A 13,178-nucleotide genomic window follows, 5' to 3' on the forward strand; every position below is an offset into this window, starting at 1 on the left:
GTCGCCTTCGCCAGCCCTGCGTCGCCTTCGCCGATTCCGCCGCCGGCCGTCGCCTTCGCCAGCCCTGCGTCGCCTTCGCCGATTCCGCCGCCGGCCGTCGCCTAAGCTCTTAGCTCTTAACTTTTTGAATTAAAGCTGCTGAGACAAAAGTGTTATGCCCGTTTCGACTTTTGTCTCAAGGCTCACGCTTTCCAACTGCTATCCTTCAGGTGGAAGCGTGACGTATGAAACTGACGAGCCTCGACACATTACTGTGGATGGCCGGCATCCTTGGAGAGGTCTCTCTCTCTTGCGTGCTCCTTATGCGCAAGCACTACAGAGACTTCCCTCTCTTCGTGAGCTGGGTGATCTTTAATACCCTCTCCGAAGCTCTGGTCTACATCCTGATTCATCATGCTTCTGCCCTCACGTACTACAAAGCCTATTTTGTTGAATCTATAGCTCTTAGCACCTTAGAGCTCTGCGTTCTGCTTGAGATTGCAGCAAATGTGCTGCGACCGGTTAAGCGGTCGCTTCCTGCTGGAATCCTAGTTGCCCTCCTCATACTTATGGTGGGGATAGGCGCTGGAGGATTCTGGATCGCCGCACATCTTAACGCAGCCACGCTTCTGCATCCCCGCGCATTGATTGTCTTAAATACAACGATCGCGATTTTGCGATTGGTTACATTTGTGGTCATCGCTGGTTTTTCACAGGTATTGGGGCTGGGCTGGAAAAACCACGTATTGCAACTGACAACAGGCCTGGCTTTTTATGCCTTTGTGACCCTGGCGGTAGAGCTGGTTCACAGTCACCTCCGTGCCGGACCGGATTTTCCAACTCAGTATGCGCGGTGGGATCATCTTCGAATCCTTAGTTATCTCTGCGCTCTCTACTACTGGTCCTACGCCTTCCTGAGAAAAGAAGCCCCGAGGAAGGAATTTAATTCCAAAATGTCGGAATTTTTGATATCAATATCTGCATTCCCAAAGCAGCAGCAGTCGATCGTTGCTAGGAAACACAGGTAACGCATGGTTCTGCCCATTCTCACCATCAGTGCTGTGCTCCTGCTCCTTGGCTATGCGGTTTACTGGCGTCGCAGCCAGTCACGCCGCCGCGCCAAAGACTGGGATTCCATCGTCTCCCGCCTCCGTTCGAACAGTGAGTTCGGCTTTGCCGACGTCACCGAACGCTACCTTTACAGCGACCAGATCAACGCTACCCCCGCCGATATCTGGCGCCGCATCGACGGCGCGAATGGCCTCTGGGCAATGTTTACCAATGCCGGAGTCCTGCTCGAGCTTGCCGATTATGCCAGCGAACATGGAGAAAACGTCCCGGAGCAGCTGATTGAAGAGCTGCGGAGCGACGCCCTTCAGCTCCGTGTCGCGGTCCTGATTTCTTTGGTCAAGTACGGCTTCTCCCGCTCCGGTGTGGCTGCCTCTGTGCACGCGCACCGCGCGGCAAGCGCCTACAGCGCGATGCTGGCCCACATGACCATGCTGTTCCAGGAGCACTCCGCGTTGTTTTTCCCACGCTTCCTGGAATCAATGTAGGGTTTTGCTCTACACGAAAAAGATGTAGTCGCTGCTTCGCCCCTCCCCGGATGCAAAAAAGCCCACGCCTCGCGGCGTGGGCTTTGCTCTTTTCTCTGAACCACTTAGGCAGGATTCTCAGCGAGGAAGCGCTCCAACCGGGCTGCCTCCGCATCGCTGAGGCGGAAGGTCGACGCTGGCAGCACGCCGTCAACCTGATCGGGCCGGCGGGCGCCGACAATGGCAGCCGTAATGGCCGGATTGCGCAGCGTCCAGGCGATCGCCACGACGCCCGGCTCGACGCCATGCTCTTTGCCGATCTCCCGCAGAATTTCCACAAGCTTCAGGTTCCGGGAGAGCTTTGGCTCGGTGAAGTTCGGGCTCTTGCGGCGCCAGTCATCGGCAGGCATCTGCGCGATGCGCTCCGCGGTCATCTTGCCGGTCAGCAGGCCGGAGACCATCGGCGAGTAGTTGATCACGCCGATATTGTGCTCCCGGCAAAAGGGCAGGATTTCGGCTTCAATGTCGCGGCGTAGTAGTGAATAGGGCGGCTGGAGCGAGGTGATGGGCGCGATCTTCTGCGCACGCTTCATCTGCTCGACCGAGAAATTGGACACGCCGATATACCGGACCTTGCCCTGCTCCTGGAAGCGGGCGAGCGTCTCCCAGCCCTCTTCAATCTCCGCCTCAGGATTAGGCCAGTGGATCTGGTAAAGGTCGATGGTGTCGACGCCGAGACGACGAAGCGAGTTCTCGATCTCCTCTTCGAGCGAAGCGGTCTTCAGGCTGCGGTAGATCGAGCGATCCTCATGCCAGCGCATCGAACACTTGGTGAAGACATAGGGCTTGTGCGAAGCGTGTTTCAGCGCCTTGGCAACGACCTCTTCCGAGTGCCCGAGGCCGTAGATGGCGGCGGTATCGATCCAGTTGATGCCAAGGTCGAGGGCGCGCTCGATGGTGCGAACCGACTCGTCATCATCCTGGGCGCCCCAGGCGAATTCCCAGTTGCCGCCGCCGATCGCCCACGCGCCATAGCCGATCGCGGTTAGATCCATATCCGAGTTGCCGAGACGGCGAAGCTCAGACCCAGCCTTTTCTGCAGAAACCTTTGTTGTAGCCATGAGTGTTTGGATGCGCGCGCTCTTCGCTAGGCGCGCTCTTCAGAGTTATGCTTCGATCAAAAACCGGCCGCCCTGCATGATCTGCTCGTCATCTACCCAGATGTCGAAACGCAGGCCGACCACGTCGATGTGCGTGGTCGAGGTCCACGGAGCGCCGGTGTGTTCGCCGTACGGGTTCCCAAAAGCGATGTGGATGCCGGGGAACTTCTCGTCCTGCAGGATGTTGCCGATGACGCGCTCGACGCCGAGATTCGTGCCGATGGCGAACTCGCCGACGCGATCCGAGTTCTCGTCGGTGTGCGTGTAGGCCCAGAAGTCGTCGCGCAGCTGACGATTCTCGCTCTCGCAGCTCACAATGCGATTGCCCCTGATCTCGATGGTAAGCGGGTTCGCCTCAAGCAGGCCGTAACGCGCGCAGAGGTAGTCGCCCACCACGCCGTCGACCACAAAGGTGCCGTTCACCTCGCCCGGAGTGGTGAAGATTTCACCGCCCGGCAGGTTACCCCACTTGTCACGCGAGATGATCCCCGACGTCTTCAGCCAGTGGTAGCCGGGATTCAGGTCGGCGCGAATGTCCGTCCCCGCCGGGGTTGTGGCGCGGATCACGCTTGCCCTGCGCACTTTCTCGATCACCTTCTGCGAGAGCTGGTCGACGCGATAAAAGTCGGCGCGCATCCCCTCGCACATAATCTGCGGAGTGATATTGACCATGTGCGCGTGGCGGATGTGCCGGCGGTTCACCACGTTCGTCATCTGCATGCGCGAGAGCAGCTCATTCTGCTGCACGGCCACGGCGAAGATGCTTACGTCGGAGGTCTCCATATCAGCCAGCACTTCGGCAGGCATGCCGGCGAGCGGGCGCGGCGCAAGGTCTTCGAGCACGAAGACATCCCAGCGGCAGCCATTGGCGGCCAGCTCCTGCGCGAGCGACGCGGCGATGGGCGCGGTGACGCGGTCAGTGATGAGCGTGACCTTCTCCGAGGCCTCGACGCGCAGGCAGGTGCCGACGGCGGAGCGGGCTCCGGGAAGGAAATCGGGAGAAAAAGGCGTGGCCAGCAGGGCCTGGGCCTGCGATGAAAGTTCTGTCTGCATGTACGGGGTCTGCGGGGCGAAGCGCTGCTTTCAGGGTAACGGAACTCGTTTCCCGGCGCAGCCCATTTTTTGGCGCAAGCCCATTTTTCGCGGGTTTCCGCTGCTTTTTGCCGCATGGCCGATATCAGAACATGGCAGAAATCCGGGCAAGCAGCATGTTTTGTTCGGCTTGAAAAAACTGAGCGAGGAGATCCGGGCCAAGAAAAAGGGCGGACTGTGAAGGTCCGCCCCGTATTTCCTCTTCCTGCAATTTACTTGTGGCTGGGCAGCGCGGACCAGATCGAGGGGTCTTCGTCGCCCAGATCCCAGGAGCAGAATCCCTGCAGGCCCTTCTGCTTCGCCAGGTTGTAGCGAGCCTCGAAGGTGCGCTTGTCGGTGAAGAAGATCCACTCGCGCTCGTCGTCGCGGGTGAACCAAAGCCACGCGGTCTTATCGCCCTCATCCCACTGGACCTGCCCACCGTAGGCCTTTGCGAGATCGAGAGCATCCGATCCGCTGATGTACTCGGCGGTCGGGTTCGGCTTCTCTTCCGGCTTCTGCGGCGTGCCGGAGAACCAGTGGTAGCCGTAGATAGCGATGCCGAGTGAGAGCTTCTGCGGCGGCACGACCTTCAGCGCGTAGTCGAGGTTCTCGTTGGTCCATCCCCAGCCGCCTACCGGCCCCGGCGGGGTGTAGCGGGTATGCTGGTCGTAGGTCATCAGGCAGATGAGATCAACCGACTTGGCCAGCGCAGCCAGGTCGTACGCGCCGCGCCATTCGGAGAACATGAATTTGGAGTAGCCGGTTTCGCCAGCGAGGCCCGGAGCATTCGGCACCGTCGCGATGCTGAGCTGCAGACCTGCCTTGTGCAGGCGCTCGGCGGTGCGCGCCACAATCCTCGAAAGCGCGTCGCGGTCGTCCCAGTTCACGTTCTCGAAATCGAACTGCCAGCCGATATAGCCGTTGAGCTTCGCGATCTCGATGAGCTGGTCGATCATCTTGTACTGCGCACTCTCATCGCCGAGCAGCGCGTGGAACGGCGCAGCCGACGAAGCGTCGTTGGCCACGATTGGCATCACCGGCGTGTGCGCGTCCTTCGCCTTTGCCAGGATCATCGGGTTCGCGCCGCCCGCTACCAGTCCGTCCGCGTCGACCGAATACCACGCGGGCACGAGGATATCGACCTGCGAGGCGTGATCCATGAAGGAGCGAACGGAACGGGCATCGCGCGTGAGATAGAACAGCGCCTTCGGGTTCTGAGCCTGGGCCTGGCTGAGACCAAGGCCGGCAAAGCCAAGCAGAAATGCAGCAAGACAGAGGTACTTCTTCATGGAGCTCCAAACGAAAAGGGATTGCCTCGACGATACCACCGCAGCTTTATGCTCTCCGAAAGGCGCGCGGCGTTTTGCGGGCCGCACATGCTTCTTTCTGCTGCTAGCCGCACTCTCCGGACCGGCGTTCCTTGCGCAAAACCAGCAGCCATCCAATGCTCCCGCTCCTGCAAATAGCGGAGCTATTGCCCGGCGCACGCAACAGCTCCGGCAGACGGTCGCCGGATGGCTTCATCGCGGCAAGGGCGCATCGGCTACGCCTGCGGCGTCTCAGACGGCCGCGTCTCAACCGGCTACAGGTCAGGCTCCCGGAATACAGACTTCGGGAGTGCAGACTGCTGCGGCTCCGGCAGCGAAGCCATCTGCGGGCCAGCCACTCTCACGTCCCGTTCCGAGCCTGACCGCCGCTCCTGAACCCGTTGCTGCAAAGCCTGCCGCCTCGACAGCACGAAAGACCGCGGCACGCAGAAATATGTCGCGACGCCCCTACACGCGGCCTGCCACGCCCTGCGCTGCCACTTCAACCATGGGAGCTGCGGGAATCGCGGCAAGTATGGCGCCGGATCATATCCCGCCCGCTTCCGGAGCGATGCAAACGGGTCTCGCGCTCCGCTACCAGGATCTGCAGCCCGGCACAGGCCAGATCGCGCAGCCCGGATGGGTCTATCGGGTGAACTACACCGGCTGGCTCGCGGCAAACGGAGTCAAGTTCAGCTCGTCCTACGACGATGGCGGTCCGCTCGAATTCGCGCAGGGCACGCATCGCGTCATCCCCGGCTGGGAAGATGGCTTTGTGGGAATGCGCGTCGGCGGACGGCGGAGAATTTATGTCCCCTGGCAACTGGCCTACGGCGACAGCAGTCACGGCAACATCCCGCCGCAGGCCGACCTCATCTTCGACGTGGAGCTGGTCTCGGTGAGCAATCCCAATGCGCCACCAGCGCCTCCCACCCCACCCGAACCAGCGGCTCCTCCCACACCCGCCACGCCGCCAACTCCGCCGGCACCGCCTCAGTAGCCCTCAGATCGCAGACCATGTCATCCCGACCAGAGTGCTTCTTTTTCTCGGTTGTCATTCCGACCGAAGCGACCGCAGGAAGCGAGGCGGAGGAACCTGCGGTTTCTCCTCTTCCAGCGTGAAAATCGACGGTGGCCCACTCAAGTCGGCTGTTAGCTTGGGTACGCACGATCTCAATTCCTAGCCCAACCTCATCACTCCTACGGACACACAGAGGAAGAACCCGCAGTTGCCTGGACGACAGTCCCGCAATTGCCTTGTGGACGGCCAGTCCTTTGACTGGCAGGGAGCGAGCGGTTATCTTTCGCTCAGTTCCCTATGGAGATATCCATGCGCGTACGACGCCCCGGAGCGGTAGCCGGGATCGCAGCGGGTGTAGCGGCACTTCCGCTACTGGCTGCATCCCTGCTGATGGCTCAAACCGCCTCCACCCCATCCACGCAGACAACGGCACCGGCAAAGACCGCCGCGAAGAGCACGACTGCGACTCATACCACCGCGCATCCCGCGACCCGGCGCGCCGCCGTGCATCGCCCCGCGCCCTGCCCAACCCCGAAGGAGACTGTACCTGTGCTGCCCAACAATATCCCCCCTGTCACCGCCGACGTTCAGACCGGATTCGCGCTTCGCTACCAGGACATCACGGTAGGCACCGGCGACGAGGCCCAGCCGGGCTGGTACTATACCGTCCACTACACCGGATGGCTGGCGTCGGATGGCACCAAGTTCGATTCGTCCGTGGACCGCGGACAGCCCTTCGACTTCCCGCAGGGCGCGCATCGTGTCATCACCGGCTGGGACGAAGGCTTCGCCGGCATGAAGGTCGGCGGCAAGCGGCGTCTCTTCATCCCCTGGCAGCTGGCCTACGGAGCACGCGGCCGCGGTCCCATCCCGCCCAAGGCCGACCTGGTTTTCGACATCGAGTTCATCGCCCAGAAGGACCCGGCAACACTGCAGTAACGCAGCTCCTAGCTACTAGCTTCTAGCTCTTAGCTTTTCTTACCGGGTGCTGTAGATCGTACATTCCCACGTCTCAAACTCGAGACGTGGGGCACCCGGCAGTAGCTTTTAGCTGCTAGCTTCTAGCCTTTAGCTTTTTTGCTGATGCCGGGTGCCCCATTCAAGCCTTCTTTTGGCTTGAGTGGGGAAGCACATACCTCAACAAGCCTGGACAAAGCTAGAAGCTAAGAGCTAGCAGCCAGAAGCTGCGGCTAAAACAACCCCGCCTGCGTCTCTTCCGCCATGTAATCCACCACAGCCTTCAGGTCGTTCGTCTCTTCGAACTTTCTCAGCTGGCGATCCGCGCCCGTGCCTTCGCGCAGGATGGTGTGGATGTACGCGATGGAGTCGCGGCACTGCAGCTCGTCGACGACCTCATCCACGAAGTCGATGTATTCGACGATGAGCTCGCGCTCCGGAACCTCGATCTGCTTGCCGAAGTCGATCAGCTTCCCGTCCAGTCCATAGCGAACGGCGCGCCACTTGTTCTCCATGATCAGCGCACGCGAATACTGCCGCCAGTCCTGGTTGCGCTCGTGCAGGCGATAGAGCTTCGCAGCCGTGGCCTGGATCAGCGCTGCAATCGCGAGCGTCTCCTCGGCGCGTAGCGGGATGTCGCAGATACGCACCTCAACCGTGCTGAAGAACGGATGCGGGCGGATATCCCACCAGATCTTCTTCGCGTTATCGAGGCAGTTCGTCTTGATAAGGAGATTCACGAAGTCCTCGAACTCGCTGTAGCTCGCAAAGCTGTCGGGGATATTCGTGCGCGGAAACTTGTCGAAGACCTTCGCGCGATAACTCTTGAGACCGGTCTTGTCGCCGCGCCAGAAGGGCGAGTTCGTTGAAAGCGCCAGGATGTGCGGCAGAAAGTAGCGCATCGAGTTCATTACGCGAATGGCCGCTTCCTTGTCTTCGATGCCGACGTGCACGTGCAGGCCGAAGATGAGGTTCTCGCGGGCGACCGATTGCAGGTCCTCGACGACGCGCGCATAACGCTCGTCGGGGTAGATCTCCTGCGAGCGCCAGTCGGCAAAAGGGTGCGTAGCGCCGGCAACGAGCAGCAGGTTGTGCTCGCGGGCAAGCGAGATCATCTGACGGCGGAGATCGTAAAGATCGGTGCGGGCCTCGCCGATGGTTCGGCAGACGCGGGTGCCCACTTCGACGACGGACTGATGCATCTCCGCCTTGACGCGTTCTTCCAGGCGAATCTTGCCCTTGGCCAGCATCTCGGTGGAGATGTGCGAGCGCAGGTCGCGGGTGACGGGGTCAACCGTCTGGTATTCCTCTTCGATGCCGATGGTGAAGCTTGGACGCATGCGCTTTGTCTCTGCCGATTCTAACTGCCTGCGGGCTGTGCATCGGCGACTTCTACCGTCTCCGCGGCAGCTGGAACCTTCCCAGTATCCGGCTTCGCCTTCGGCTTGGCCTTCACCGGCTTCTTCGCGGCTTTCTTTACCGTTTTTACGGAGGCGCCAAGCAGCACAGAAGCCTGCGGCGCCGGAGCTTCGGGCGCCTTCTTCGCCTTCTTTACCGCAAGCGCGGCCACGTGCGAGACGATCCACTCGAAGTTGGCGGCGCCCACAGAATGCAGGTCCGCATCCGGCGCGGGGTTCATGAAATCGATGGCGTAGGGCACGCCCTTCTCGACGGCGAACTCGACGGTGTTGAGGTCGTAGCCAAGCGCCTGGCAGAGAGCGAGCGCGTCCTTTTCTACACGCTTCAGGAGCTTCTTACTGTACGCCGGCGGATCCTGCAGATAGCGCTCGTGGTGTGGACGGCGCGGATCGTAAGGCATGATGTGCACCTTGTCCTGCCCGACCACGTAGCAGCGGAAGTATTCATCGAAGTGCACCGCGCGCTGCAGCGTCATACAAAGATCACGGCTCTGGTCATAGGCGCAGAAGAACTCCTCGCGGTTGTGCACATGATGCACGTCGCGCCAGCCCCCGCCATCCACCGGCTTGAGGAAGGCCGGGAAGCCCACGTATTCGAAGATCTCGTCCCACTTGAGCGGGTACTCGAGGTTGCGCATGGAGCGCTCGTTCGTGCCCTGCGGGAAATGCTTGTGCGGCAGGATCACCGTCGGCGGCACCGCGACGCCGAGCTTTGCAGCCAGCGCGTAATTGAAGAACTTGTCGTCGGCCGACCACCAGAACGGGTTGTTGATGATGGCGGTGCCGTGCAGCGCGGCGTGCTTGAGGAAGGCACGGTAGAACGGGATGTCGTGCGAGATCCGGTCCACGATCACGGCATACTTCGGCGGAACATCGAGGCGGACTGCCCCGGTTTCGACGAACTCCGCACTGATGCCGTCGAGATTCATGGAGTTGATGCGCTCGACCAGCGCGCCGGGGAAGGTGTTTTCCATGCCGAAGAGAACGCCGATTTTCTTCACCACGCTACCTCTGCCATCAGGGCTGCCTCTGCTATCGAGGTCGATGCGCCCAGGGTCGTCACAACAAAGTCCGGTACGGCAGAGCGACCCGGGGCCTCCCCCTCACCTTAGCCCACCCGGTGGCGAGGCGCAAAAGGAATATCCCAAGAATTTGCAGAGGTGAAACAAAGAGGCGAGGAAGCAGCTGCGAGGCTCGGGGCCGCCGAAGCCTCTCGCACAGGGAACCTCCTCGCGGCCGCCTGCGTATCCCTATGCAGGCCCTAACCCGGCGAAGGAGTTCGACCGCAATGCTGAAGTTGCTTCTCTGGTGCCTGCTCTTCGTGATGTGCTGGCCGCTGGCCCTGCTGGCGCTTATCGCATACCCGTTCGTATGGCTGCTGCTGTTGCCTTTCCGCATCGTAGGTATCGCCGTGGGCGGCGTACTCGAACTGGTGACGGCAATTCTGTTTCTTCCGGGCCGACTGCTGCGTGCGATTTAAGACAACGTTCTTCCTGCTCTTGGTACTGTTCGCCGCCGGCGCACCACTCCGTGCGCAAACCCCCACGCTGCACGTGGAGACGCACCTGGTCACGCTGACTTTCAGCGCGCGCGATGCAAGCGGACGACTGGTGGGAAACCTCTCACAAGATGACTTCACCGTCTTCGAAGATGGCGTGGCGCAAAAGCTGCGCCTCTTCTCCCGCGAGTCGGAGATGCCGCTGACGCTTGGACTGGTGGTGGACGCATCGTCGAGCCAGGACAAATTTCTCAAGCAGCACCTGCGCGATATCGAGACCTTCCTGCGCAGCGTTCTGCGGCCTCAGGATCAGGTCTTCGCGCTCTGCTTCGGCAATCACCTGCGGCTGGTGAGCGATGCTACCTCGGACCCTGCACAGGTTATCGCGGGGCTCGAACGCTACAGCAAGGTGAAGAAGGGCGATTACGACTTCCACGAACTCGAACCCGATGAGACGCGCGATGGCGGCAGCGCGGTGTACGACGCCATCTATGCAAGCGTGACCGAAAAGCTGGCCCCGGTCTCAGGACGACAGAAAGCACTGATCCTCTTCACGGACGGCGAAGAGAACGCCAGCGCGCACGACGAAATCGAGACCATCGCCGCGGCGCAGCAGGCTGACGCGCTTATTTACGCGATCCGCTATACCGAGATCAGGCACGACAAGCTGACAGCGAATAACCGGCACGGCATCGCTGCGCTGAGCCACATCAGCGAAGAGACAGGCGGCCGCGATTTCGATGCGCTGCACGTCGATCTTCCGCAGGCCTTTACGCAGATCGGAGAAGAGCTGCGGTCGCTCTATTCGATCGGCTACTACTCTACAAACAAGCAGCTGGATGGGCGATTCCGCAAGGTAGTTATCGAGCCAAAGAAGGACGGCGTGTACATCCGGTCGCGATCGGGCTATTACGCCAAATAAGTCACAGCTACGATTACAAATACTCCCGCATCATCGCGCCCCACGTCGGCCAGTCGTGGCTGTTATACGTCTCCCATATCCATAACCGATGCGGAATGCCGCGTTCGCCCATCAGCTTTGCGAGATGCTGGTTCGCACCGAGGCAGTGGTCGTCCCAGCCCGTACCGAGGATGTAGGTATTGCGGCGATAGCGCTCGTAATACCAGGGATCGCTGAGGTTCGCGATGAAGTGCGTGGGCGTGTGGAAGTAGACATCGTCATCATAATGACCGTGCAGAAAGCGGGTCATATCGAAGGCTCCGCTCATCGAGAGGCATCCGGTGAAGCGGTCGGGATGGCGCAGCGCGATGTTCATCGCGTGGAAGCCCCCGAAGCTGCAACCGAGGCTGATGCAATACGGGTTCTGATTCTTTACCCGGACGAGCGGCAGCACCTCGTGGAGAACGTAATCCTCATACTGCACATGGCGGGCGATGCGCCAGCGCGGCGGCACATTGCGGTTGTACCAGCTCTCGGCGTCCACGCTGTCGAGGCAGTAAAGCTGCACCTCACCGCGGTCGATCTTGTAATCGATCGCACCGGCGAGCCCGCGGTCTTCAAACTCGTAAAACCTGCCCTGCGAGGTGGGAAAAACGATGACCGGCACGCCCGCGTGGCCGAAGACGAGCAGCTCCATGTCGCGGCCCAGCCGCGGCGACCACCACCTGTGATATTCGCGATGCATTGGGGCCTGCCTCTGCTCCCTTCGTTCATCGGGCGTTGATTTTCCTGTACTGTAACAGGCAGGAAGCTGATTCCATCCCACGGCGGCGACCGCGTGGTTTCCCGCATAGATTCCCGGAAAAGGACGACGCAGCGCAGGTTGGCAACGCAGACCGCATCTCAGCTCATATCCCAGCCGGTTCCCGCCGCACGACCGGTCACGCCCGAGCCAGAGCATCCGCGGTTAAAGCTGCACCGCGATTTCCCCAGCCAGTGGCTGGGCCGCGAACGGGATGTCTGGGTCTACCTGCCGCCTGGCTATGAAGCCGATGCTGACCGCCGCTATCCCGTGCTCTACCTGCAGGATGGCCAGAACCTCTTCGACCCCAGAATCTCCTTCGTTCCCGGCGTGACCTGGCAGGTGGCCGAGACCGCCGACGCCATGATCGAGTCCGGCGAGGTCGAGCCGCTGCTGATCGTCGGCATTGCAAATACCGGCGAGCACCGGCTGGCGGAATATAGCCCCACGGCCGATCCCGAGATGGGCGGCGGCGACGGCAACCGATATGGCCAGATGATGGTGCGAGAACTGGCCCCGTTTATCGCCGCGCGCTATCGCGTACTCTCCGGCCCGGAGCACACCGGCGTGGGTGGCTCCTCCATGGGCGCGCTGATTTCCCTGTATTTAGGACTGAAATTCCCCGGCTTCTTTGGAAGGCTGGCTGTGCTTTCGCCGTCCGTCTGGTGGGACCGCAAGTGGATCCTCCGCTGCGTGGAAGAGAACGGCGAGCGGGTATCGCCGAAGCCGCGCATCTGGCTGGACGCGGGCGACGCCGAGGGCAGCCGGACGCTTCTGAACGCCGAACTGCTGGCCGAACGCCTGCGTGCCACGGGCTGGCGCGACGACGTGGACCTGGACTTCGAGGCCATCCCCGGAGGCCGGCACGATGAGGCGTCCTGGGCGCAACGGGTCGGACCGATGCTGCGGTTTCTGTTTCCGGCAAGATGAACGGCCTGTTACGGACGGATTTGCTATACTTGATTGCTGGGAAGCCGTGTGCATGCAGCCTTCTTGAAGGGTTCCACGAGCCAGGTCCCAAAGTTTCAGTTGTCCCGAAAGGATTTTCACCGTGTTGATGATTCGCCTGGCGCGTGTTGGCGCCCGTAAGCAGCCCTACTACCGTGTTGTTGTCATCGAAAAGGACCGCGCCCGCAACGGCCGCTCCATCGAGGTGGTGGGCACGTATAACCCCCGCACCAACCCTGCTTCGATCAGCCTGAAGCATGACCGCATCGACTACTGGAAGAGCAAGGGCGCCCAGTATTCGGACCGCGTCGCCAAGCTGGTTGCGCAGTCCCCCGCCCCCGCACCGACCGCCGCAGCCTAGTTTCAAGAGAGCTGCGGCCTCTCTCCCCCTGATGACTTTTTTCTGACTTCTGGTTCTCTTCAGCGCCGGATTCATCCTGTTCGGAGCGCCTTTTCGGGCGCTTCCGGGCGGCGTGTTGCCGTAAGACAGAGTAGTGGAATGAGTAACTTTCACGTTCGCATTTCCCCTATCCTCTGCACACGGTTACTGATAAGATGGCGCGAGCCCGAGAGTGAAA

15 protein-coding genes are annotated in these 13,178 nt (G+C 61.0%); 9 read left to right on the forward strand and 6 right to left on the reverse strand.

Annotated elements, in window-relative coordinates:
• Positions 1 to 224: 224 nt before the first annotated feature.
• Entirely contained in the window at positions 225 to 1,007 is a 783-nt protein-coding gene (locus QM649_RS11485; RefSeq protein WP_415199182.1) for a hypothetical protein, read from the forward strand.
• A 3-nt stretch (positions 1,008 to 1,010) separates the two neighbouring features.
• Entirely contained in the window at positions 1,011 to 1,535 is a 525-nt protein-coding gene (locus QM649_RS11490; RefSeq protein ID WP_415199183.1) for a hypothetical protein, read from the forward strand.
• Positions 1,536 to 1,639: 104 nt separating this feature from the next.
• Here QM649_RS11490 and QM649_RS11495 read toward each other — a convergent pair whose 3' ends face one another.
• Positions 1,640 to 2,569: an aldo/keto reductase gene (locus tag QM649_RS11495; RefSeq protein WP_415199184.1), complete on the reverse strand. Its 930-nt coding sequence runs from the start codon at positions 2,567 to 2,569 to the stop codon at positions 1,640 to 1,642.
• A 111-nt stretch (positions 2,570 to 2,680) separates the two neighbouring features.
• On the reverse strand, positions 2,681 to 3,727 hold the full coding sequence (locus tag QM649_RS11500) for an aminopeptidase (protein WP_415199185.1): 1,047 nt from the start codon (positions 3,725 to 3,727) through the stop codon (positions 2,681 to 2,683).
• Here QM649_RS11500 and QM649_RS11505 point away from each other — a divergent pair.
• Positions 3,726 to 3,947, forward strand: coding sequence for a hypothetical protein (locus QM649_RS11505; protein WP_415199186.1), 222 nt, complete (start codon positions 3,726 to 3,728; stop codon positions 3,945 to 3,947). The two genes, QM649_RS11500 and QM649_RS11505, sit on opposite strands and share 2 nt — an antisense overlap.
• 31 nt (positions 3,948 to 3,978) lie before the next feature.
• Here the strand turns inward: QM649_RS11505 and QM649_RS11510 are convergent, their stop codons facing one another.
• On the reverse strand, positions 3,979 to 5,037 hold the full coding sequence (locus tag QM649_RS11510) for a glycosyl hydrolase family 18 protein (protein WP_415199187.1): 1,059 nt from the start codon (positions 5,035 to 5,037) through the stop codon (positions 3,979 to 3,981).
• A 589-nt stretch (positions 5,038 to 5,626) separates the two neighbouring features.
• Here QM649_RS11510 and QM649_RS11515 point away from each other — a divergent pair.
• On the forward strand, positions 5,627 to 6,055 hold the full coding sequence (locus QM649_RS11515; RefSeq protein ID WP_415199188.1) for an FKBP-type peptidyl-prolyl cis-trans isomerase: 429 nt from the start codon (positions 5,627 to 5,629) through the stop codon (positions 6,053 to 6,055).
• Between the two features lie 330 nt (positions 6,056 to 6,385).
• The gene (locus tag QM649_RS11520) at positions 6,386 to 7,015 is read left to right on the forward strand and encodes an FKBP-type peptidyl-prolyl cis-trans isomerase (RefSeq protein WP_415199189.1); all 630 of its coding nucleotides are present in this window, start codon (positions 6,386 to 6,388) and stop codon (positions 7,013 to 7,015) included.
• Between the two features lie 251 nt (positions 7,016 to 7,266).
• Here the strand turns inward: QM649_RS11520 and QM649_RS11525 are convergent, their stop codons facing one another.
• Positions 7,267 to 8,373 (reverse strand): carboxylate-amine ligase, encoded by a 1,107-nt coding sequence (locus QM649_RS11525; protein ID WP_415199190.1) that lies wholly within the window; start codon positions 8,371 to 8,373, stop codon positions 7,267 to 7,269.
• Between the two features lie 20 nt (positions 8,374 to 8,393).
• A complete protein-coding gene (locus tag QM649_RS11530) occupies positions 8,394 to 9,455 on the reverse strand; it encodes an ATP-grasp domain-containing protein (RefSeq protein WP_415199191.1) in 1,062 nt (353 codons plus the stop codon).
• Between the two features lie 284 nt (positions 9,456 to 9,739).
• Here QM649_RS11530 and QM649_RS11535 point away from each other — a divergent pair, with 284 nt between their 5' ends.
• Complete coding sequence (locus QM649_RS11535) at positions 9,740 to 9,931, forward strand: hypothetical protein (RefSeq protein ID WP_415199192.1); 192 nt, start codon at positions 9,740 to 9,742, stop codon at positions 9,929 to 9,931.
• Positions 9,921 to 10,871, forward strand: a complete 951-nt coding sequence (locus QM649_RS11540; protein WP_415199193.1) for a VWA domain-containing protein — start codon at positions 9,921 to 9,923, stop codon at positions 10,869 to 10,871. Before QM649_RS11535 ends, QM649_RS11540 begins: the two co-directional genes overlap by 11 nt.
• A 13-nt stretch (positions 10,872 to 10,884) precedes the next feature.
• Here the strand turns inward: QM649_RS11540 and QM649_RS11545 are convergent, their stop codons facing one another.
• Entirely contained in the window at positions 10,885 to 11,595 is a 711-nt protein-coding gene (locus QM649_RS11545) for an esterase family protein (protein ID WP_415199194.1), read from the reverse strand.
• A 138-nt stretch (positions 11,596 to 11,733) separates the two neighbouring features.
• Between QM649_RS11545 and QM649_RS11550 the strand changes: the two genes are divergently transcribed.
• The gene (locus tag QM649_RS11550; RefSeq protein ID WP_415199195.1) at positions 11,734 to 12,582 is read left to right on the forward strand and encodes an alpha/beta hydrolase; all 849 of its coding nucleotides are present in this window, start codon (positions 11,734 to 11,736) and stop codon (positions 12,580 to 12,582) included.
• A gap of 127 nt (positions 12,583 to 12,709) precedes the next feature.
• Positions 12,710 to 12,961, forward strand: a complete 252-nt coding sequence (gene rpsP / locus QM649_RS11555; protein WP_415199246.1) for a 30S ribosomal protein S16 — start codon at positions 12,710 to 12,712, stop codon at positions 12,959 to 12,961.
• Positions 12,962 to 13,178 lie beyond the last annotated feature (217 nt).

Source organism: Silvibacterium sp. (assembly GCF_047605705.1).
Taxonomy (GTDB): domain Bacteria; phylum Acidobacteriota; class Terriglobia; order Terriglobales; family Acidobacteriaceae; genus Silvibacterium.